General features: G+C 34.6%; 22 protein-coding genes. 11 read left to right on the top strand and 11 right to left on the bottom strand.

Features of this window, described 5'->3' with window-relative positions; genetic code table 11:
- The first annotated feature begins 1 nt into the window (after position 1).
- Entirely contained in the window at positions 2-472 is a 471-nt protein-coding gene (locus KF816_16865) for a CoA-binding protein (protein MBX3009698.1), read from the top strand.
- An 87-nt stretch (positions 473-559) separates the two neighbouring features.
- Positions 560-1,012: an Rrf2 family transcriptional regulator gene (locus tag KF816_16860; protein ID MBX3009697.1), complete on the top strand. Its 453-nt coding sequence runs from the start codon at positions 560-562 to the stop codon at positions 1,010-1,012.
- Here KF816_16860 and KF816_16855 read toward each other — a convergent pair.
- The 6 genes from KF816_16855 to KF816_16830 form a co-directional block, all read right to left on the bottom strand.
- Positions 983-1,720: a class I SAM-dependent methyltransferase gene (locus KF816_16855; protein MBX3009696.1), complete on the bottom strand. Its 738-nt coding sequence runs from the start codon at positions 1,718-1,720 to the stop codon at positions 983-985. The two genes, KF816_16860 and KF816_16855, sit on opposite strands and share 30 nt — an antisense overlap.
- Before the next feature lie 76 nt (positions 1,721-1,796).
- Positions 1,797-2,558, bottom strand: coding sequence for an iron-sulfur cluster repair di-iron protein (gene ric, locus KF816_16850; protein ID MBX3009695.1), 762 nt, complete (start codon positions 2,556-2,558; stop codon positions 1,797-1,799).
- Position 2,559: 1 nt separating this feature from the next.
- Entirely contained in the window at positions 2,560-3,219 is a 660-nt protein-coding gene (locus tag KF816_16845) for an SCO family protein (protein MBX3009694.1), read from the bottom strand.
- Positions 3,216-4,070 carry a formylglycine-generating enzyme family protein gene (locus KF816_16840; protein ID MBX3009693.1) on the bottom strand — a complete coding sequence of 285 codons (855 nt, stop codon included), beginning with the start codon at positions 4,068-4,070 and terminating at the stop codon, positions 3,216-3,218. Before KF816_16840 ends, KF816_16845 begins: the two co-directional genes overlap by 4 nt.
- Positions 4,030-5,475 (bottom strand): nitrite reductase, copper-containing, encoded by a 1,446-nt coding sequence (gene nirK, locus KF816_16835; GenBank protein ID MBX3009692.1) that lies wholly within the window; start codon positions 5,473-5,475, stop codon positions 4,030-4,032. Before nirK ends, KF816_16840 begins: the two co-directional genes overlap by 41 nt.
- 335 nt (positions 5,476-5,810) lie before the next feature.
- A complete protein-coding gene (locus KF816_16830) occupies positions 5,811-6,641 on the bottom strand; it encodes a 4Fe-4S binding protein (GenBank protein ID MBX3009691.1) in 831 nt (276 codons plus the stop codon).
- 100 nt (positions 6,642-6,741) lie between these two features.
- On the opposite strand from KF816_16830, the gene KF816_16825 reads away from it, so the two are divergent.
- The 6 genes from KF816_16825 to yjjX all read left to right on the top strand — a co-directional run bounded on the left by KF816_16825 (position 6,742) and on the right by yjjX (position 13,038).
- Entirely contained in the window at positions 6,742-7,818 is a 1,077-nt protein-coding gene (locus tag KF816_16825; GenBank protein MBX3009690.1) for a 4Fe-4S binding protein, read from the top strand.
- Between the two features lie 8 nt (positions 7,819-7,826).
- On the top strand, positions 7,827-8,441 hold the full coding sequence (gene nrfH / locus KF816_16820; protein ID MBX3009689.1) for a cytochrome c nitrite reductase small subunit: 615 nt from the start codon (positions 7,827-7,829) through the stop codon (positions 8,439-8,441).
- 15 nt (positions 8,442-8,456) lie between these two features.
- Positions 8,457-9,953 (top strand): ammonia-forming cytochrome c nitrite reductase, encoded by a 1,497-nt coding sequence (gene nrfA / locus KF816_16815; GenBank protein MBX3009688.1) that lies wholly within the window; start codon positions 8,457-8,459, stop codon positions 9,951-9,953.
- A 48-nt stretch (positions 9,954-10,001) separates the two neighbouring features.
- Positions 10,002-11,207, top strand: a complete 1,206-nt coding sequence (locus tag KF816_16810) for an alginate export family protein (protein MBX3009687.1) — start codon at positions 10,002-10,004, stop codon at positions 11,205-11,207.
- A gap of 158 nt (positions 11,208-11,365) precedes the next feature.
- Positions 11,366-12,502 carry a hypothetical protein gene (locus KF816_16805; protein MBX3009686.1) on the top strand — a complete coding sequence of 379 codons (1,137 nt, stop codon included), beginning with the start codon at positions 11,366-11,368 and terminating at the stop codon, positions 12,500-12,502.
- Complete coding sequence (gene yjjX, locus KF816_16800; GenBank protein ID MBX3009685.1) at positions 12,499-13,038, top strand: inosine/xanthosine triphosphatase; 540 nt, start codon at positions 12,499-12,501, stop codon at positions 13,036-13,038. The genes KF816_16805 and yjjX overlap by 4 nt, the downstream gene beginning before the upstream one ends.
- Before the next feature lie 205 nt (positions 13,039-13,243).
- On the opposite strand, the gene KF816_16795 is transcribed toward yjjX, so the two are convergent.
- Positions 13,244-13,963, bottom strand: a complete 720-nt coding sequence (locus KF816_16795; GenBank protein ID MBX3009684.1) for a hypothetical protein — start codon at positions 13,961-13,963, stop codon at positions 13,244-13,246.
- 289 nt (positions 13,964-14,252) lie between these two features.
- Between KF816_16795 and budA the strand changes: the two genes are divergently transcribed.
- Positions 14,253-15,005: an acetolactate decarboxylase gene (gene budA, locus KF816_16790; protein MBX3009683.1), complete on the top strand. Its 753-nt coding sequence runs from the start codon at positions 14,253-14,255 to the stop codon at positions 15,003-15,005.
- A gap of 3 nt (positions 15,006-15,008) precedes the next feature.
- Here budA and KF816_16785 read toward each other — a convergent pair whose 3' ends face one another.
- Both KF816_16785 and KF816_16780 read right to left on the bottom strand, forming a co-directional pair.
- A complete protein-coding gene (locus tag KF816_16785) occupies positions 15,009-15,479 on the bottom strand; it encodes a hypothetical protein (GenBank protein MBX3009682.1) in 471 nt (156 codons plus the stop codon).
- 54 nt (positions 15,480-15,533) lie between these two features.
- Positions 15,534-17,384, bottom strand: coding sequence for a U32 family peptidase (locus KF816_16780; GenBank protein MBX3009681.1), 1,851 nt, complete (start codon positions 17,382-17,384; stop codon positions 15,534-15,536).
- Between the two features lie 214 nt (positions 17,385-17,598).
- Here KF816_16780 and KF816_16775 point away from each other — a divergent pair, with 214 nt between their 5' ends.
- Positions 17,599-19,899, top strand: coding sequence for a TonB-dependent receptor (locus KF816_16775; GenBank protein MBX3009680.1), 2,301 nt, complete (start codon positions 17,599-17,601; stop codon positions 19,897-19,899).
- A 58-nt stretch (positions 19,900-19,957) separates the two neighbouring features.
- On the opposite strand, the gene KF816_16770 is transcribed toward KF816_16775, so the two are convergent.
- Positions 19,958-21,103, bottom strand: a complete 1,146-nt coding sequence (locus KF816_16770) for a helix-turn-helix transcriptional regulator (GenBank protein ID MBX3009679.1) — start codon at positions 21,101-21,103, stop codon at positions 19,958-19,960.
- A gap of 8 nt (positions 21,104-21,111) precedes the next feature.
- Positions 21,112-22,095 (bottom strand): aldo/keto reductase, encoded by a 984-nt coding sequence (locus KF816_16765; GenBank protein MBX3009678.1) that lies wholly within the window; start codon positions 22,093-22,095, stop codon positions 21,112-21,114.
- A 391-nt stretch (positions 22,096-22,486) separates the two neighbouring features.
- On the opposite strand from KF816_16765, the gene KF816_16760 reads away from it, so the two are divergent.
- Positions 22,487-23,332 carry a T9SS type A sorting domain-containing protein gene (locus KF816_16760; GenBank protein MBX3009677.1) on the top strand — a complete coding sequence of 282 codons (846 nt, stop codon included), beginning with the start codon at positions 22,487-22,489 and terminating at the stop codon, positions 23,330-23,332.
- Positions 23,333-23,356: the final 24 nt, after the last annotated feature.

Genomic DNA, 23,356 nt, shown 5'->3' with positions numbered 1-23,356 from the left:
CATGAATATAGAATATCAAGAAAAAGTAAAAACATTTTTAAGTAAAAAGGAAATTGCAATTGCAGGTGTCTCCCGCAAACCTGTTGGAGAAGTTGGAAATCCTATAATGAAAAAATTTATTGAGGAGGGATACTCGGTCTATCCCTTGAATCCATCTGGGGAAGTAATTGAGGGAGTGCAGTCCTATAAAAATCTCAGCGTATTGCCTCAAAAAGTTGAAGCAGTATTTATTGCAACCAATCCCCAAAAATCGATTGAAGTTGTTAATGACTGCGTTGCAAACGGAGTAAAAATTATTTGGTTTCATAAATCATTTGGGAATGGAAGCTATAATAAAGAAGCCGCAAACCATGCAGAAAAGAATGGTATTACAGTAATACATTCAGGTTGTCCTATGATGTTTATTTCAAATGCCGATATTGCTCATCGTTGCTTTAAGCATGTATTCTCCTTTTTCGGCAAACTTAAATAAATATTGGTCTTATCCTCTGTTACATTGGAGTAAAGTGGTTTTATTAGAATGTAATATTTATTTTTATCTCAAAAATAAGTTGGAACAATGACTGTCTTTTTTTCAAAAGCATGCGAATTGGGGATTCAGGCCGTGTTATTTTTATCAGCCAGGGAAACTCGCATATATAATTCTGAAGAGGTTTCTAAAGAATTAAACGTTCCCAAGGAGTTTGTTTCCAAAGTAATGCAGATATTAACTTCAAGCGGAATAATTGGCTCGAAAAAAGGTAAGAATGGTGGTTTTTATCTTGCTAAAAAAGCCGCTGATATAAAATTAATTGATATTGTTGAGGCAATTGATGGGTTAGAGAGTTTTAGATCGTGCGTGCTGGGTTTCCCCGGTTGTTCTCATGAAACACCCTGTCCTGTTCATGAAAAATGGGGTAAGCTTCGAGAGGAAGCTTTGAAAATGTTAAGTGAGGAAACATTGGAAAATCTTAAAGATAAAACCTCATCAAAAATTGCTTCACTACAAGCTGCGCTTAGCAAGGATAAATAAATCTTTAGATGTTTTCTCATCAAAATCATTTAGTTGAAAATCCCCGCCAAATGTTATCTTTTCAAATCCATTTTGTTTTAATAACCGCATTAATTGTTTAACCTTATGAGGGTAGTGTATGGTGGTTACTAATGTGAATTCTTTTGGTTTATCTAGAGGGAAGGTAAGAATATTAAAGCCAATATCTTTTTTAATGAAATCATAAAACCGGATAATTACTAAATTATCTCTCACAGCAATATTGTTAATTCTTTTATTCTCTTTTAGAATCAATTTATAATTTAGCATGTGGAGAAATAATTGTCCTCCGGGCTTAATTCCATTGTAACAATAATTTATTGCTTCGGCTAATTCCTTTTTATTGAGATGAGCAATAGTATTTCCAACCGAGATGATTGCATCATAAGTAGAAATAGATGATGCTTCAATGAATGAACCAACTTGTGCCAAAATCTTAACATTATAATTACTCGAGATTTGCTTTGCGGTTTTTATCATTTCAGGGGAGATGTCGTAAGATTTAACTGTATGTCCATTTTTTAATAGTGCAATAGAGTCCAATCCTATTCCACAGCCGATATCTGCAATTTTCCCCAGTTTTGGAAAAATATTTTTATACGCGCTTTTTCTTATTTCCAGATTCTTATCGAAATCAATCATCAGACCATAGAATTTAGAAACCACATCATAAAATTTGTCGCTTTTCATTTACTTCTCAGAAAATTATAAAATATAAACTCGCGGAAGAAATTTCCACGAGTCTTAAACTGAATATATAAAAATCTCACGCTTTTATTTGCATTAATACTTCCTCTAACACGATCGATTTAGGAAAGAGAATATTGTTTTCTAGATGAATGTGCTTGTGAAGATCCTTTTCGAATTCATCTAATTCCTGATATGTAATTGAGAAAGTTGTGCATGCATCTTCAGGTAGATCATAATTATTAGTCAACTCTCTTATTTGTTGAAGAATTTCTCCGGCGGAATCATGCTCCTGTTCCATTTTATTTATTGGGTTTTTAATGGAACCATATCCCTCGTTTTTAGGCCTTTCATTGAAATTCTTGCAGTCAACTATATACTTAATTAAAGGAAATAATATTTTTTCTTCTTTTAGCATATGGCTTGTCATCTCATTTGCAATGGTTGAGAACAGTGAGGCGACTTCGAGCAGATATGGATAACGGCCACCATGTTTGTTGGCAACTTTGTTTACATGAGCGGTGATTCTTGGAATTGCCTCCTTTACATAAGCATGATGATTATTAACAATATATTGACAAAGAAATGTTAGCTCCCAACTTTCAAAACGTGTGTTGGGATCAACTCTTTGTGAGATTACTTCTTCAAGTTCGTCATAAAATTTTGCCAGATCAATTTTTTTCTCTTCGAGCGCTGATCCGATCTCTTTTTTTCCATTGCAGCAAAAATCAATTCCATATTTTTCCATCACCTCTACTGCTTTGAAGTTTTTTAGAACTAGATCTTTTATGACCATTTTGCCATATATATCGCTACTGTTATTTGTTTCATTAGCTTTCATTTTATATACCTTTGTTTTTGTTATGTAGTTCAGTTATTGTCGCTGATAAATCCTGGTTTAATCCAAAATGCTGGAAGGTTATTTCACCCCGTTCATTAATTATATTAATAATGTTTGAATGGGAGTAGCTACCTTCAGGTTCCTTTTTATATTTGAATCCTGTGACGGCTGCGAGTTCATCAATTCCATCTTTCGTGCCCGTTATCAATGTCCATCTTTTGGAATCAAGCTTATAGCGTTCGGCGAAATCTTTAAGTGCTTCTGGAGTATCTCTCTCGGGATCAATTGAGATTAAAAGGAATTCCGTATTCTCCAATTTGTTTTTTGAAATTGAAGCTTCAATTTTTTTCATATCATTTACAATTATTGGGCATGCATAAGTACAACTCGCGAAAAACATAGTCATTACTATTGATTTACCATTTAATTGCGCGAGAGACAGTTCTTTGTTTTCTTCTGTTACCCATTTTGAATCTAATTGAAATATTGAAGTTTCTGATATTTCTCCTTTCCCGCTTTCAGTAGCGCAGCATGATTTTTTTCTATTATTAGAATGACTCTCGTCAGCGGCTACATTTTTTCTCTGAGAAACTATTAAGCCAAAAACAGTTAATAATAGGATAGAAGAAAATATTGTTGAAATTATTAGTGCTCTTTTCATTTTGTCACCTCGTTAGATAAACTGCTCACACAGCGAAATCCTAAATTGTTAATGGTGTAATTTGCTTTTAAGCTGCTTCGAAAAGCGAAACGCATAAATGCCGGGTAGTTTTTAAAGTTGGAGGCGCTGAACGATCCGCTACCGCAGAATAAATTCTTTTCGATGCTACTATCTCCTCTCGATTCTCCAGTAACAAGCGTCGTAAAAAAGTCGGATGTCCATTCCCAAACCAAACCATGCATATCATAAACTCCCCAGTAATTTTTTTGATTTTGTCCTACCGATTTAAATTCTGCGGGAGTTGGTTTGGAATACCACTCTATTATTTTATTTAAATAATTTTGATCTTTTGTTGCATCAAGTTTATTTGTGCTGGCTCGGGCAGCATATTCCCACTCCGCAATTGTGGGAAGCCTCTTACCTTCACACTCACAATATTCTTTAGCGGCGAACCATGAAACATTGGTTACTGGGGCGGTAAGATTTACTTTTTCTCCCGGTTCGGTGTCGGTTCTCCATTTTAATAAATAGGAGTCGTCGGCGAACAATTTTTTAATTTTCGATTTTTTCCAGCGCGGATTTTCTTCAACAAACTTTATGAATTGTTCGTTCGTAACTGGGTATTTATCCATATAAAATGAAGCGACTTTTATTTTGGTTGCGGAGGAATCAATATATAGAGGTTCATATTGTCCCCCTTTAATAAGAACCATGTTGTTAGATTTGATTCTAATTGGCTGTGCTTCGGTGCTGCTTAGAAATATAAAACAAGAAAGCAACATGAATATGTAAATAAATCCGGTTTTCATTTTATTTACCGCTACCTTTTGAGTTTCTAACTTTTTCAACATCCTTTTCGGTTACCTTCATTTTGGAATTATTGAATTTATTATATACATAGGTAAGTACGGCGGCCGCTTGTTGGTTATTCAGATTTTGAGGGGGCATCACGCCATTATATGTTTTTCCATTTACAGTGATAGGGCCCGTTTTTCCTGAGATTATTGTGCTGATTGCGGCTTCTTTATTCTTTAAATAATCTGAATTCAATAGTGGCGGAAAAACATTTGGTAATCCCTTCCCATCAACTTGATGACAGGCAGCGCATGATTCATTATATATACTTTGCCCGAGTCTCATAAAATCTGGTTTTGAATCTGAGGATTCGGCTGCGGTTTTATTTTTATTAAGATCGTTTGAAAAGGCCGTTCCTAAATAAATGCTTTCTTTAATTTTTCCCGAATATGTTTTTAAATTCTTTTCTCCTTCAACTTCAAGCATGCCTAACGCGCCTTTATTAAATGCTCTAAAAATTGAATGATCAACAAGTATAAATTTTCCCGGCACATCAACTTTAAATTCAACAATTGATGAACCACCCGCAGGAACGACAGTTGTCTGTACATTTTTTTGTAATGCGTTTGTGCCCCCTTCACTGTAGACTAAATCAAATATTTCACCAATAACATGAAACGAAGAAATTAAGTTTGGCCCGCCATTTCCAACAAATAAACGAATCCTTTCCCCGGTCTTTGCTTGGATAGCTTTATCCCCCACGAGAGATCCAACTGAGCCATTAAACACTACATAATCGGGAGTTTCTGTTAAAGCTTTTTCCATACTAAAGGATTGCAGTCCCGTCTCCCCATAATTTCCAACCGTATAGAATTCACTTTGCATTATATAATATTCTTTATCAACTGTGGGGAGCGCTTCTTTGGGCTGAACATAAATTAAACCATACATACCGTTGGCAATGTGTAGCCCAACTGGTGCCGTAGCACAGTGATAAACATATAAGCCAGCGTTCAAAGCTGTGAAGGAAAATACTGATGTATGCCCTGGTGCAGTAAAAGATGCTTCGGCACCACCCCCGGGACCGGTAACCGCATGCAGATCAATATTGTGTGGAAGTTTGCTGCTTGAATGATTATGAAGTCGGAATTCAACAAAATCCCCCTCGCGGACCCTTATGAAACTTCCAGGAACATCCCCGCCAAAAGTCCATACCATATATTTAACTCCGGTTGTTAATTCTTTCTCAAGTTCAAGGACTTCAAGATCGATAATAACTTTTGTTGGATAGTCTCTGGTTATTGGTTCTGGTACAAATGGAGCTTTGGTCAGCTTAGCCTGTTCACTCCCAATAATCCGGTCACTTTTCTTTTCAGAACAACCAAGACCGGTCATTAATAATGTTGATATTGAAAATAATAAGATTAAAAAAGATGTGAACTGATTAATAAATTTTTTCATACAAACCTCTTTTTTTGATAAAAAGCACAAAATGTCCGATTTTATAATATAATAATTTGATTTTCCTTTTAACTTTAAGCGCCACACAAACAGAATATAATGTCTGATTACAAATTAAAGAAGACTCGCTGTCTTGTCAAGTAAAAAAATCGGCATGTCCGATTTAAGCTTTCATTTGAATTATTCATTAGTAGGAGCAGGGTTTTGTGAGACTCACACCATGTAGTTATAGGTTATAGACATGAAAAGATATCGATCCAAGAAGTAATAATGGGCTACCTCAAAACTCTAATTCAAGTTTATGTTCTGCCTAACTTCTCCCTCAGGATTAATATTTACAAATCAACTTGCTTAAGTATTTCCCCTTGAACACCAATTATTGTTACCAAAAGAGGAACTCTGCGATTAGCAGATTCAGCTGCCTGCTGGGCAAGTTGTACAAGTCCGCCACAACAGGGAACCTGCATAATGACTACGTGAATAGAATTGATATTGGCTTCATCAATCATTGCTATCAGCTTATTCAAATAAACTTCCTTATTACTATCAAGCTTGGGACATGCTATTGCTAATGATTTTCCATTAATGAAATCTTTATGAAAATCTCCATAAGAAAAAGCACAGCAATCGGCTGCGAGTAGCAAATCGGAGTTGCGGTAATATGCAGAATTTGGCGATACAAGGTGCATCTGAATTGGCCACTGTGTTAAGTGAGATCTTCTGATTCCTACTTCTTCAATATTATTTGGAGATTCAAATGACCTAGCTTGCGATCCTGAACAACCACCAGATGGTTTGTTTTCTACAACATCAATTTGGGGGATATTAATTCCATTGTCATTTAAATAATCTAGAGCTTGAGCGAGAAATGCAAATTCTTTATGTTCTTTTAAATGACTAAGGTGGGCCTTAATTACATTTTCTCCCCCTTTTACTATATAGTCCATTACTTTTTTTTCATCATAGGGTTCCGCTTCCCGTTCAATTACAGCTAATGCTCCATTTGGACAATGTCCGATACATGCACCCAGTCCATCACAAAACAGATCACTGATCAAGCGAACTTTTCCATCAATAATTTGAAGGGCTCCTTCGTGACATTCGGGGACGCAATCGCCACAACCATCGCACTTATCTTCATCTATTTGAATTATTTTTCTAAGCATATTTTTCCTTTTGTAAATCAGAATATATTTTCTGATATTAAATTAGTTAATTTATAAAAATAATGCAACAGCACATCTGTACCGGAAAGGCAGCTTGGAAATGGGTAAATATGTTAAAAACAGTGAGAAATCATTACAAAAGATAAGATTTGGGATTCAAATAACGTTTTCACTTTTGTGCATATGGATTGGAATTGAGTTTCACTCATTTATTCAATTTTTAGAAACTGAAGGAGCGACAGGAAGTTCATACAGACCTCCCGGAGTAGAGGGGTTTTTACCAATTAGCGCATTAATGAGTGTTTACTATTTTTTCCTCACAGGAACAATCCACAATGTTCATCCAGCCGGTTTTTTTATTTTTTTAGCGATAATTGGTATTTCTTTTGTATTCGGCAAATCATTTTGTAGCTGGTTTTGTCCTGTTGGTTTTTTATCCGAAATGATTGGTGACTTTGGTGAAAAAGTTTGGAAAAAACTTTTCAAAAGAAGAGTAAAACTCCACAGATTGATAGATTATCCGCTACGCTCGTTAAAGTATTTGCTTCTTGGATTTTTTGCCTATGCAATATTCTCGATGTCTGTACTAGCGCTGGAGTATTTCTTGAACGATTCCTACAATATTATCTCTGATGTAAAGATGTACTATTTCTTCGCCAACATTTCTCAAACAAGTTTAATTGTTATTGGCATCTTGTTTTTCTTATCAATCCTAATTAGAAATTTCTGGTGCAGATATTTATGTCCTTATGGAGCTCTGCTTGGATTACTCTCGCTCGCAAGTCCTAACAAAATAAAAAGAAATCCGATTAGTTGTATTGATTGTGGATTGTGCGCAAAAGCATGTCCCTCCTTTATCAAAGTAGATAAAGTATTGACTGTTCGATCGGATGAATGTACTTCTTGTTTAAGTTGTGTAGATGCCTGCCCGGTGGCAGATACATTAGAAGTGAGAGATTCGTTCTCTAAACAAAAAGTATCAAAAAATTTGATTGTATTTGGAATAATTACTTTGTTTATTGCAATAACCGGTTTAGGCATGATTACAGGGAACTGGCAAAATCACATCTCAAGAGAGGAGTACTTCGAAATTCACAAAAAGAAAGATTCAATCGGTCATCCCACGAGTACGGCAGACATAAAAGAGTTAAATGAATCAACGAAAAAAAAGAATTAAGGTGAACAATGAATTTTACAAAAGGAATTGTTGCGCTCTTGAAAGCAATATCACCACCACCAAGATGGAATGCTCCCGTCCTCTTTTTATTAGCAATAATTGTTGGACTTGGCTTCTTCATTATTTACATTTCCAATGCGGCATCTTATTTGTCGGACGACCCACAAACCTGCGTTAATTGTCATGTGATGAATCCACAATATGCTACTTGGCAGAAAGGAAGTCATGGCAGAGTAGCAACGTGTAATGATTGCCATGTGCCTCAAGATAATTTTGTAAATAAATACTGGTTCAAAGCTAACGATGGCTTGCGCCACGCCACATATTTTACAATGCGCTGGGAACCACAGGTAATTCAAATAAAGGAAGCGGGGAAATTGGCAGTTCAGGCAAACTGCATCCGTTGTCATTCTAATAGTATTCATCCAATAGCACTTCGCTCAATAAATAACAGAAACGTTGCAGACCAGACAGGCAGATTTTGCTGGGAATGTCATAGAGAAACTCCGCATGGCAGAGTAAATAGTTTATCCTCAACACCATATGCCGATGTACCGCAATTAAAACCGGCGGCTCCCGAATGGTTAATCAAATATTTAATGGAAGAAAAAAGTAAAAATTAATTTTCAGGAGAAATCATGAGCTACATTCAAGAATTAACAAAAAAGAAACCATGGCTTAATTGGGTTTTATTCATTGGAACTGTAGTGGTGGTATTTTTTATAGGTTTATTTGCTTCATCAATTATTGAAAGAAGAGGAGAATCATTTACTCTTCAAGCTGTAAAACCGATTGCCGAGTGGGAACCGCGTAATGAAATTTGGGGAGAAAATTATCCTCGCCAGTACGAAACCTACCTGAGCACACTAGATACTAATTTCGCCAGTAAACATGGCGGCTCGGCAATGATCGATTATCTTGAAAGATATCCTGAACTTGTTATAATGTGGGGCGGATATCCATTCTCAAAAGATTATAATCAAGGAAGAGGGCACGGTCACGCAATTAGAGATATTAGAAATACTCTGAGAACAGGCGGTAAGGTAAATTCACCACTACCTGCAACTTGTTGGACTTGTAAAAGCACAGATGTTCCTCGCGTTATGGCTGGCGAAGGAGTGGTAAACTATTATAAAGGAAAATGGATTGATAAAGGTCATGAACATGTAAATCCAATTGGATGTCAAGATTGCCACGATCCTAAAACTATGAATTTAAGAATTACTCGACCTGCACTAATTGAAGCTTTTGAAAGACAGGGGAAAAAGATTTCAGATTTTACTCACAATGAAATGAGATCATTAGTATGTGCTCAATGCCATGTTGAATATTATTTCGACAAGAAAAAACATGAAGGGGCTCAGTACTTAACTTTTCCCTGGGATAAAGGGTTTAGCGCAGATCAAATGGAAAAATATTATGATGAGATTGAATTTTCTGATTGGACACATTCACTGAGTAGAGCGCCAATGATTAAAGCTCAGCATCCCGACTATGAATTATTTATGACTGGAATACATGCTAAAAGAGGTGTGAGCTGTGCCGATTGCCATATGCCATATAAAACTGAAGGTGGAGTTAAATTTACAGACCATCACATACAGAGCCCTTTGAATAATACAAACAATTCTTGTCAGGTTTGCCACAGGGAAAAGACCGAAAATTTAATGAGAGATATTTACGACAGACAGGATAGCATCGAAGAATTGAGAAGAATGGCAGAAAAATCTATTGCTTCGGCACATCTTGAAGCAAAAATTGCATGGGAAAAAGGTGCTACAGAATCTCAAATGAAAGAAGCATTAACACTTATTAGACACGCGCAATGGCGTTGGGATTGGGTAGCCGCAGCGAATGGTTTGGGATTTCACGCTCCGGTTGAGGCGCTTCGAGTTTTAGGTACTGCATTGCATAAATCGGAAGAGGCTAGAAAAGTATTAGCCGCGGTATTAATTAAAGTTGGTGCCGGTTATCCTGTTGCTCTCCCGGATTTTTCAACAAAGGAAAAAGCTCAAAAATTAATTGGGCTAAATATGGATGAACTTAAAAAAGATAAGGCTGAATTACTAAAAAGTACAGTTGTTGAGTGGGATAAAAAAGCTAAGGAAAGACAGGGATCACTGAAAGTGTATTAATTAATTATTGGTTTCTTCGATAATATAAAACACTAAATTGGAGATTTAATGAAAAGGTTGATGCTAATACTTGTTCTGGTTTTTTCTATTGTTCAGGCTCAAGAGCGAGTTAAATTTAATGGTCAAATAAGACCACGATTTGAAGTTGATAATAAGGATTTCAAATCTACAACTGAATCAAATACATTTACTGCACTCAGAACGAGGTTTGGAGTATCCCTTCTCCCGACGGCTAATACAAGCGGATTTATTCAAATTCAGGATTCCAGAATTTTTGGGGAAGAGACATCAACAACTACTAATATGAAAAATCTCGATCTTCACCAAGCATATTTAAAAATAGATAATTTGTTTGATCTGCCTTTTGACATAAAAGCCGGACGATTTGAAATGGCATATGGTTCGGAACGTTTTATTGGATCCGTTAATTGGAATAATGTTGGTCGATCATTCGATGGCGCTATTCTTTCATTAAAAGGAGAGAAATATAAAATCGATTTTATTGGAACTAGAGAATTTGAAAGGGGAAGATTGGGTGATACATTAGATCAGAATGTATATGGAGCATTTGTTGATTTGATGTTAGTTAAAAGTTATAAAATTCAGCCATTTGTTATAATTCAAAACTCGGTAAAATCTAATGCTTTAAAAAGAACTACTTTGGGATTTTACATAATGGGTGAATTGGGTCAATTTACTCACGAGATTGATTTTGGATATCAGACGGGATCATTTATTTCATCCAATAGAAAACAGGATATTGAGGCTTACACTTTTTCGTTTAACGCGGGATATACATTTGATACACCTCTCAAACCGTACATTGGCGGTCAGCTTGATATCGCAAGCGGAGACGATAATATTGCGGATAATACATTCAAGTCATACGCGTCACTTTATGGTACCGGTCATAAATTTTTTGGATACATGGATTATTTTACGAGTTTTCCGAATGATGCCTACGGTTTTGGAATTTCAGATTTAGTAATTAAAGGCGGGTTATCTCCATTGTCAAAATTAAAATTGAGTTTACATTTTCATCTTTTTAATTCGATGGAAGATTATACATTAATTAGCGGAGCTAAGACAAAACAATTTGGAACTGAAATTGATCTTGTTGCGAATTATAAATACAACGAAGTCGTAACTTTTGAGGGGGGCTTTTCGATGTTTTCGCCTGGAGATATTTTTAAGGAAAGAAGAGGAAAAGATTCCTCTTCATGGGGTTACTTTATGGCAATCGTAAGCTTCTAAAATTATTATATTAATTAAAAAGGTAACGCGGTTAATTCTACGTTACCTTTTTAAATTTCTACCGAATATAACTAAACAATAAATTTCTAACATTCTTGTCCGAATAGCATTTATTAACTAAATGTTCTAATTTTTGATCGAATTAAAGTTGATAAAAAATGAAAAAATATTTTCCAAGCTTATTAATCGTACTTATAACTGTAGTATCGGTACACGCTCAAACAGTCAAAGTAAAACTAGAAGTTATATCTCCAAATCTGCCTGATACTGCAAAAATTTATGTAGCCGGTAATCATCCCGAATTTGGTAGCTGGCGCGCAGATAGAGTTGAACTTAGAAAGATTGGGAATAATATTTGGAATAAAGAATTTTTCTTTGAAAAAGGTACAAGACTCGAATATAAATTTACACAAGGAAGCTGGGGAACTGAAGCGCTGGCAAGTGATTCCACAATTATGCAGAATAATGTGCTAGTGGTAAATAATGATACAACAGTCTTTTTAACAATATTAAACTGGCGAAATAATTTTAATTTCAAAGTTAGGGGACAAATAACCGGAACTGTTAAATATCATAAAAATTTTGTGATGGATGGATTAAAGCCCCGGGATATATTTGTTTGGTTACCGCCAGGTTATGAATTAAACAGATCAAAACGTTACGCCGTATTTTACATGCATGATGGACAAAATTTGATTGATCCCCGAACTTCCAATACTTTTATTGATTGGCAGGTTGATGAAACCACCGATAGCTTAATTCGTATTGGTGAAATTGAGCCATTTATAATTGTTGGAATCAACAACACCGAAGACCGAAGTATTGAGTATAGTAACACGGATCTCGGTAAAAAATATGTTCGTTTAATAATTGAAAACATCAAACCATTTATTGATAATGAATATAGAACATTAACTGATGCTCATAATACAGCGGTTGGAGGATCTTCAATGGGAGGATTGATCTCGATGATATGTGCTTGGGAAAATCCAAAAGTATTTTCGAAGGCAGCATGTTTTTCACCAGCGTTTAGGTATAGAGATTTTGATTACACAATTATTGTTGAAAAAGATAATTCGATAAATAACGAGTTAATGATTTATATCGATAATGGAGGCATTGATCTCGAAAAAGTTCTTCAACCTGGTGTTGATAAAATGATTACCATATTAAAGTCAAAAGGATTTGAGGAGGGAAAAAATTTATTCATTCACATTGATAATGAAGCTCCTCATAATGAAGCCGCCTGGGCAAAAAGGGCACATCTACCTATTAAATTCTTTTTCGGCAAATGAAAATATTAGTCGGTTCATTAAATCCCGTAAAAATCGATGCTGTGAAAGAAGCATTCTCCCATTACTTTAAAAATATTGAAGTGTTGGGAATTGAGGTGGAATCGGAAGTGCCGAATCAGCCGACTGGTGATCAGACATTTCAAGGAGCGTTGAATAGAACTAACAACCTGCTAAACATTAATATAAAAGAAAATTTGAGTGCGGAATATTTTGTGGGTATCGAGGGGGGAATATCTCTATTATTTAATAAGTGGTTTGCGTATGGCTGTATGTGCGTGATGAACAAAGATGGAAAGACCGGTTTCGGATTATCACCCGGCTTTGAGCTTCCGCAAAAAGTTGTTAGTCAATTATTGAAGGGAAAAGAACTCGGGCATGTAATGGATGAAATTATGAATGAGCAAAATACAAAACAGCGGGGAGGGGCAATATCATTTTTTACTAATGGTGTGATGAGTAGAAAGGAATTATATGTTGAAGGACTTAAAACAGCGATAATTCCATTTCTTCATGAGTATCTATTTTTTAGAAAATAGTTGTGTAAAAAGGGGAAATGATTATCTCACAAAGGCATATGATAAAAATCAGATTCTTATCAAAATTGTAAGTTCAACCATAAATCATAAGTCAAATCTTTTCATAATTCATTTCATATTTTTAGAGAAATAATTGGTCAGCAGTCAAATTCAAATGACTATGTATTAGTTATCAAAGATGTAAAAAACGTTTTATAAATATCGACTAGTTCACTTTCACAACTTTAAAGAAAAATTCAAAATCTTCTTTTTCTACCGGCACTACAACCCGCAAATATTTTACCTTTGGATTAAAAGGAATGAATATTAGTCCGCCAATTACTTCATCCTGCTCAAGCTCGGTTAGTCGCAATGCTTCGTTTCTCCAAAATTCTCTCTTTGTTTCCATCTCTTTCATCGACGCATCATAATCAATTTCTTCTCTAATTTGAACATCTGCCCATCGCCCAACTTTATGAATTATTTTGTGACCGTCATTCCTGCTGTTATTATCGGCTAATGTTCCAATTATACTTAAAAGAGTAAATGCTGCGTTAGCTCCAGTAGCAATTTCATGAAATGTCTTTCTTGATTTAATCCCTTTATTAATGGCGTCAATTTCATTTTCGGGATTAACAGCATTAAATATCGGAAAGCGGTGATCATTGCTTAGTAAATCGGATTGTAATGCCTCGGCAAATATTTCTGCGGGGTCGATAATTGCTGGCTGGTTGTTTAGGTTCTGCACATCAACATAAAATATAAATTGCCCTTCAGATAGGCCGTCAAATTCAACACTCACAATTGAATTCTCTGATTCTTTTGTAACAATCTCTCTGCCGTTATAAAGTTCTTTTTCATCAAGTGGATCAACCTTGTATAATTGTCCCGATGAGCATCCGGCGGTAACTACAAGAATTAGTACAAATAGGAGATAGCGTTTCATACAATCACCATTTTTTTTTGATTAGTATTTAGTTCAAAGAAGGTGCCAAAAAAATGAGTTCAATTATTCTTATAAAAGCAATTTTATTTTGATGATGACCAATAACAAGATATTAGTGTACAAAAAAATACACATCTATATTTTTTTCAGCCATCAACTATTATGGCTGTTAGCTCATTTAGAATTAGGATTGGTAAAATCTTGAGAATTCTGCATTTAAGAATAAACTTAAAATGACTTATATTGATTAATATTTTTCAATCTAATTATAAGAAAGTAGCTTGCCGGTATGAAGAAAATTATATTTTTAATTGTTCTATGTGTGCAACAAATTGGATATAGCCAACAATTAACCCAAGTTTCAACAATAGATGCTCTTTTAGCCGGGCATTACGATGGGGTTATTTCGGTGACAAAACTGCTTGAGTTTGGAAACTTTGGAATTGGCACTTTCGACAAACTTGATGGCGAGATGATTGTGTTTGATGGAATCGCGTATCAATTCAAATCGGATGGGAAATTATACTCTGCTGAAGGGGACAATACTTCTCCATTCGCCTCCGTTGTAAATTTTAAGTCAATAAAATCATGGTATTTTACAAACAGTAATCTTACTGAAATAGAATCTAAAATCGATTCATTAATTACTAATCTCAATATTCCTTATGCAGTTAAAATATCGGGGAACTATTCTTATATAAAAACCAGAACGGTTCCTTTGCAGGAGAGGCCATACAAAAAATTAGCTGAAGTAACTAAAACCCAACCGGTATTTGAGTGGAGTGATCAAATGGGGAATCTTATAGGATTTAGATTGCCCGATTACATGAAGGGAGTTAATGTCCCCGGCTATCATTTACATTTTATATCGGGCGATAAAACTAAAGGGGGACATCTGCTCAATTGCAGATTTGAGACTGCGTTAGTTGAAATTATGCCGGTTTATGAATTTAAAATGATTTTACCTGAAAATTCGGAATTCGGTAAAATTGATTTTTCTAAAGACCGCTCATATGAACTACAGAAAGTGGAAAAGGAATAATATTTATTTCTCACTATTAATAAATTTAGCCTGGTCAAAAACAGTCTTTTGAATTTCATCTTTGGTAATATTATTTATAGCGCTTAATTTTTGAATTTCCTGGCTTGCCTCTTGAATCACTCTATCATACTCCGCAAGAACTTCCTCTTTAAAATTTCCACTTTCCTCTGCGGCATATTTAAAAAACTGCATTTTATTTAAGAAATTATTCAAAATATGATGAACAGCTCTCATTGTTGAATAGAAGAGATCAATCTTTTCTTTCTCCTGGGAGAGTTTCTTTTCGTAATTGAATCTCATCATAAAAAAAAGAAGAAACGATGTAATTATTATATAGAACCAGCCCTTAAATGTTTGGAGCAGTGTAAGTGTATCGGGAATATCTGCCATCAATTGAAGTATTCTATCTGAAAAAAATATCCAAAGACTTCCAAATAGAAAATAGACAAGAGTAATTTTTATGTAAGGTTTCATTCCCCCTCATTTATTTATTGTCTGATTGTTTAAAATAAAACGTAAAATTTCAAATTAAGCAACAATTATTTCCATTAAACAATCCTTGCAATTAAAGTTTAACAGATATTTCCTACTCTCATTTACAAGAAATAGGGGCTCATCGACCCGTTTATCCGTATCAAAAGGGCACAAGTTAAGTTCATCTTTGATGCAATATTTGCATGTCATAACAACTTTGCCCGTAAAATCTTTTTGCTTTTCAAATCCAGGCTCAATTTTTTCGAAGCCAAGTTTGCTATAAAACTTTTCTGACAAGTTATTAACAACATTTGATCTATAATCAATGGATTGATCTTGTGAAGCCGATTTATTATTAGGGTTAATATTTTTTAGTGGTGTTGTTGAAAGTTCTTTATCCCGTAAATCAATTTTTCTGGTTTTTAATCTTTCGTTTTCAAGTTCATTTAAAATTGTTCTTCTCATTTGATTTAAAAGTTTAACAGGAAAGAAAAGAATTTGATTCATTGTAATATGAACCTCATTTACCGAAAAGATAGTATCGCCGCTTTTCAAAAACTGCTTTTTAATATTCTCCATAGAGTGGATCGGGTTCTCGGCAATCTCCTTGTTTACATCAAAATTTATTTTTACGGAAACATTATCACTATCAACAACTTGAATTGAAATTCCCGTCTCCGAATCTTCAATAAAAACATCAACACTTATTTTACGATAACTTTCTTTACTTAATTCTTTATCAAATGCATGATCGAAATTGCGGTAAATTTTTGTTCCCTTTTTTATCCCCAATAAATCTTTAGTAAAGATAGTTTGTCCCTCGGCGCGATTTACGTTCATACCGAGAAGTTCTCCTAACTGGTTATAAAAACAGATCCCATCGCCATTAGTAATCTTTTCGGATGTACCAATAATAAAATGTTCTTTTCCAGTTTCGGTTACTTTACCAAGATATTTGCCCGTTGATTTAGGAGAATCATGCGAAGATACTTTATCCCCCCTATCATTTATAAAATAAGAAGTATAGCCGCGGTTAAATGTTTTTTCTGGATCCGGTTCGAAGGAAATTACCGAATAACCGGATGATGCTTTTTCATATTGATGATTATTTTTTATTATATCATCAAGTTGCGCACGATAAAACGCGGTAATATTTTTTACATACGAGGCATCTTTGAGCCGTCCCTCAATTTTAAAAGAGGTAATACCGGCATTTACAAGATCATTTAAATACTCTGAAAGATTTAAATCTCTAAGTGAAAGTAGATGTTTATTTTCAATTAAAGTTTTGCCTTTGGAATCAATTAGTGAATAGGGCATGCGGCAATTTTGCGCGCATTCGCCACGGTTCGCGCTTCGTCCGGTTAATTCGTGACTCATATAGCATTGTCCGCTTAAACTTACGCACAGAGCACCATGAACAAAAAATTCCAGCTCCGCCTTTATTTCTTTTTTGATCTCTTTTATTTCATCAATTGTAAGTTCACGGGCAAGAATAATGCGTTTAATTCCGGCTTCATCTAAAATTTTAATTCGTTCAATTTCATAATTGTGTGTTTGGGTTGAAGCGTAAAGTTGGATTGGAGGCAAATCCATTTCGAGAAGTGCCATATCTTGAAATATTACAGCATCTACCCCTATCTCATATAATTTATTTATTAAGGATTGTGCTTCCTCAAGTTCATCATCGAATAATATTGTATTAACAGTAACATAAACTTTAACCCAAAATCTATGTGCAAATTTAACTAGTTGTTCAATATCTTCAATTGAGTTTCCGGCACCGACTCGCGCGCCATAATTTGGTGCTCCAATATATACGGCATCGGCACCACAATTAATAGCGGCAATTCCACACTCTAAATCCTTTGCGGGAGAAAGTAATTCTAATTTTATATTATTCATTCTTCCTTTCAAATGATCTTATTCGAAAAAGAGTTTTTGTCTTGATTCAAATATATAAAGATATTTTCTTTTCTCAGAAATTATCCACAATTTTCAGTTGTTTGAGTGCTTTCCGGGCGGTTCGAACCTAAGTTAATGGTTCTGACTTATCGGGTGGAGCGATTTCCCCCCTTTTTATTGCGTTTTTTGTTCCAGACTAAAACAAGAGGAAAAAATGAAACACTTCGTAATTGTTTTTTTATTGGTAATCATGTTTGGTAATCATTCAAAAACTATTTCACAACAAGAGAATTACTTGGGAAGCATTAAAGGAAAGATTGTGGATTTTGAGACCAAGCAATCTCTTCCTGGTGTAAATGTTATCATAAAAGAGTCTTTGATTGGAACATCCTCAAATTTCGACGGAGAGTATGAGATTCCTCAATTAAAAATTGGTAGTTACTCCATTGTTTTTTCATTTATCGGTTATGAAAAAATAGTCATTCCCGATATTATCATTCGTTCTGATAGAATTACTTATGTAAATGTAGAACTGAAATCGGTAATGATAGATCTTCAAACCGTGGAAGTTACAGGGGGATATTTTAATAACACTCAACAGCAGCAATTAAGCGCTGTTTCATTTTCATTTGAAGAGATAAGAAGAGCCCCAGGTGCTGGTGGTGATGTGAGCAGAATAATCTTTGGACTTCCTTCGCTTGCAAAAATTAATGATACAAAAAACTCATTGATCGTTCGAGGTGGTAGTCCAGTAGAGAATGGTTTCTTTGTTGATAATATAGAAATTCCTAATATTAATCACTTTCCGGTGCAGGGATCGAGCGAAGGACCTATTGGAATTATAAATGTAGATTTGATTGATAATGTAAATTTCTACAGTGGCGGATTCGGATCAAACTATGGCAATAAACTATCTTCTATTATGGATATAAAATTCCGTGAAGGCAATCGAAGTACAACGGATGTTCAGCTTGATATGAGCATGCAGGGTTTTGGGGGAGTTTTTGAAGGACCAATCAATTCCGGACGAGGGTCGTTTATTATATCCGCTCGAAGAAGTTATCTTGATTTTATTCTTGATCTGATGAATGAAAATGTTGGGCTACCGATCTACAGTGATGTTCAAGGGAAGGTTGTTTATGATATTTCTGAAAACGATAAACTTTCGTTAATTGATATATTCTCTTACGATCAACAAAAGATGAATCAAAAAGATGCCGCGGAAAATCATAATAACGTATTTATTGATTACAAGTATTATACAAATACAATCGGGATTAATTGGAGGCGGCTATGGGGAACTCTTGGATACTCGAATACATCAATCTCTCACACTTTCGCTAAAACCGATGGCCGATTTTTTCAAACACATAATGCGAAATTACTTCTTAATAATTTATCAGATGAACATGAATTCAAATTGCGCAACAGCAATAATTTAATTTTATCATCCCATGTTAATCTCAACTTTGGATTTGAATACAAAGGATTTTCTGCAAAATACAATCAGTTTTATAATGAGTATCAAGATTTAATGGGGAATAGAACTGAAGCTTTAAACCTCGACAAACAAAATAACTCATTTATTGTAGGTACTTTTACAAGTTTAGAGTGGCATCCATTCAGCAAGTTAATTATCAGGCCTAATATTCGAGCCGATTATTACTCAGCCAATCAAGCTACAACAATTTCTCCCCGTATTTCTGCTACTTACTTGTTCAATCAGTTAACTTCATTGACCGGCTCATATGGCTATTATTATCAAAATATTCCTGCAGTAATTACAATTCAGAAAAATGAGTTTTCAAATTTGAAGAATCCTAAATCTGTGCATGCCGTGATTAGTTTAAATCATCTTTTATCCGAAAGCACAAGACTAACTTTAGAAGCATATAGCAAAGAATACTTTAATTTTCCGATGAATCCCTCACAGCCTTCATTGTTTCTGTTCGATCAAGCTGTCCAGGAAAATTTATTTTTAACGCACTCTTCACTCAATGATAATGGTGAAGCCCGAAGTAGAGGTATCGAATTAACAGTACAAAAAAAGTTAGCGGAAGATTTCTATGGCCTTGTCGCCGCTTCATACTCCAAAGCTGAATACAGAGGTTTAAACAACAAATGGTATAAGCGTATTTACGATAATCAATTTACTTTTGCAATTGAGGGGGGATATAAACCAAATGATAGTTGGGAATTCTCCGCCAGATGGCTCTTTGCCGGCGGCGCTCCATTTACACCTTTTGATATAAATGCCTCAACTATTGCTAATAAGGGTATCTTTGATGATGAAAGAATAAACTCTGAGCGACTACCCGATTTCCATTCATTAAACATTAGAACTGACAAAAGATTTCATTTCAAAAACTCAACATTAATTGTCTATTTGAGTGTCTGGAACGCTTATGCAAGGAATAATATTGCATCTTATGCCTGGGATGAAATAGAGAATAAGCAGCGCGAGGAAAAAATGTGGGGATTGCTTCCAATTTTCGGAATAGAGTTTGAATTCTAAAAATAATATGAAAGAACTTGCGGCAAAAATAATTTTATTTGTAGTGATTCTTATTATTCTATTGTGGATTGTTTTGCTGAATCGTTGAATTTCTGAATTGTGATGGTGTTTGTCCGGACATTTTTTTAAATATAGTGTTGAATGATGTTTTCGAATTAAACCCGGAATCCATTGCGATAGCTATAATGCTGAAATTAGAGTTGGCGGGATCATGAATTCTTTGTTTGAATTCCTCCACTCTATATTCATTTATAAAATCGTAATAAGTCCTGTTCAGTTTTGAATTGATAACTTCAGAAAGATGATGATTTGAAACTCCCAATAATTCGGCGAGTTTATTTAAAGTTAATTCGCTGTTCAAATATGGCTTCTGCTTTTCCATAACATCTATCAATTTTTGTTCGATTTCATTCGCAGATAAATCATCAAGACCGCTTTTCTTATATTTTACCGGGGTCTCCTCTTTGTCCATTATTACATTACTTTTCATAAAAATTTCTGGTTGACTCAGATTTAGGTAACCGACAGAGTAAATTATTATTGAAATTGATGTGTGCAGCACTATATTGAAGCTTTGGTTTGCATCAACAATAAAATCTGTTATTTTTGAAACTGCAACAGTCAACCAGCAGAATATCATTCCGAATGTTAAATATTTCAGCCAATCGAGGTTTATTTTTTCAATATTCGAATAATTTTCTTTTATACGATTGTTGTATTTCATGACTAACCCGACAACAAAAATCGTGTATATTACGCCTTGAACTGGCATAAACGCTTCTATTATATCATATATTAATGACTGTTTGTTAACTAGCATCATTTCAACAAAAGCAAGCTTTTTGTCTGCTGGATAAATGAATACGGGAAGCATAATTAAGTAGACAAATATGATAGGTATAAAATGAAGAAAATTTTTCAAATGAAAATGTTCAGTTTCTTTGGTTAAGAATCTAACATAAAAATAGAATAGAGGACCATATGTTAATGCTAACGGGTATGTAAACCCAGAAAAATGAATGTATGTTCTATACCATCCGAGAGAATAATAAACAGAAGATAAAAGTTCTAATGACAAAGCAAATATTACTACTGAGAGAAAAATGTTTGCTGAATGATTCTGTTTTTTAAAATACAACGCTATTGAAAGGAGTATCCCTTGTATAGATGCCAGTAAAAATATTGTTTCAAAAAATTCTTTCATCTTTATAATTACCAATAATGGTGTACTGTTTTTTTAATCTTCTCTACATAAATATTTTGGATAGTATTCATTACATCATCGGATATCGGAGGTAATTCGGAAACTGTGAAATTCTCCTCTGCCTGGATTACATTCTTTGCTCCTGGAATGGCGCACGTTACGGCATCACTCATCAATATCCATTTTAGCGCAAATTTTGTCATTGAGATATTTTGAGGAATCAAAGGACGCAGTAATTCAACTACTTCCAAACTTAAATCATAATCAACTCCGGAGAATGTCTCTCCTTTGTCGAATGCTTCCCCATTTCTATTAAATTTTCTATGATCTTCATCCTCAAAATTTGTTTTCTTTGTCATTTTTCCGGTTAGCATTCCGGATGAAAGAGGTAGTCGAGCTAATATGCCTACTTGTTTCTTTTTAGCTTCATTGAAAAACAATTCTGCCGGACGCTGTCTAAATATGTTATAAATAATTTGTACCGATTGAACATTTGGAAACTCAATTGCTTTTAGCGCTTCTTCAACTTTTTCAACACTAACGCCATAGAATTTTAATTTACCTTCTTTTACTAAATCATCTAAAACCGAAAATGTTTCGGGCATATAATAAACTTGGGTCGGGGGACAGTGAAGTTGTAGCAGATCAATGCAGTCGGTATTCAGGTTCTTTAAGTTTATCTCAACAAACCTGGTTAAGTTATTTTTATTATATCCTTTAGCGATGTGTGGATTTAATTTTCTTCCGGCTTTTGTAGCAATATAAAATTTTTCTTTTCTTTCTTTTTTTAGCTGCGCCAGTAATCGCTCACTTCTTCCATCTCCATAAACGTCAGCGGTATCAAAAAAATTTACCCCTAAATCTAAAGCCTTGTGCAAAGCGGCGATTGAATCCTTATCCTCAACAGTACCCCATGAACTACCAATAGCCCAGGCGCCAAAACTAATCTCAGATACTTTCCAGCCGGTTCGCCCCAGTTCACGGTATTTCATTTGTCCTCCATTCTATATTATTAACTCAATATTATCATTAAATAAGAAGCAAAAATATAAAATTGTATGGTTAGTAATGAATGATTTTAGGATTTGAATGAGCTCCCGATAAATAATGATTTTATCCTTGCGTTTTTTTTAGAGCATTAATGATACTGTAGCTATTTTTCAATTTGAATAGAAGTTGGCTTTTTTGTCAATAAATTGAGGGGAATCCTTTTTTTCTTGAAAATAAATCAAAATGTTAGTAGCTTAACCGTTAAAGTTAAGCAATAATTAATTAGCTTGAATTTTTCTCAAACTCAATGAAATTGTGCTCTTATAGTGGGAGAATTATCATTTGAGCGTCTGGATTAAATTAGAATTAATGTTTATTAAAATAGGAGAGACCATGAAAAGATTTTTTACAATTCTCTTTATTACAGGATTATTTATTTCGGGAAATCTGTTTGCCCAGAACGAATACTTTACTGAAAAATGGAATGATGACACGCTTGAAGGAAGATTGACCGGGACAAGTAGTGAAGCACCTCAGGAATATACCGAAGTCAATTCTTCTAGTGGTTATTGGAAAGCAAGATTGGCATATCGCGGCGGTTCAAATAGATGCGACGCTGAGGGAAGAACTCTGAGACTTTTAAAAGTAGATGTCGCGAAAGGATTTGGTGGAGGAATTATTACTCCTAGTCTATTAGATGGTGCGGGTGTTATTTCTTTTGTTGAAGGAAGAGGAGGAACTAATAGAATTATTGAGGTTGCCAAATCAGATAATGAGGGATTGACCTGGGAAATTGTAACAACAATTAATGGGACTGAGCAGTGTAAGCGTATCGAAGTTGCAATTAATGACAAGGCCACCAATAGAATAAGATTAGAAGGTAAAGGTACTGGAGATGTTGATCTTGATGATATTACAGTAACAAAATTTGTAAGTACTTCGGTTGAAGAGGAAATTATTCCAACAGAGTTTTCATTAAATCAAAATTACCCAAATCCATTTAATCCAAGCACAACAATTAATTTTTCATTACCCAAAAGTTCTTTTGTACAATTAAGAGTTTATGATCATCTCGGAAGAGAAGTATCATCATTAATAAATAATGAATTGCCGGCTGGTGTACACAACATTAGGTGGAACTCAGCAGATAATATTTCATCATTTGCTAGTGGAATTTATTTTATACAATTGCACGCAGATAATTTTGTTAAATCAATAAAAGCCGTGTTAATGAAATAAAATTTAAAGCCGGTTTTTCAGATA

This window comes from Melioribacteraceae bacterium (genome assembly GCA_019638015.1).
GTDB lineage: Bacteria > Bacteroidota > Ignavibacteria > Ignavibacteriales > Melioribacteraceae > JAHBUP01.
This window is presented reverse-complemented; position numbering and strand designations above follow the sequence as displayed.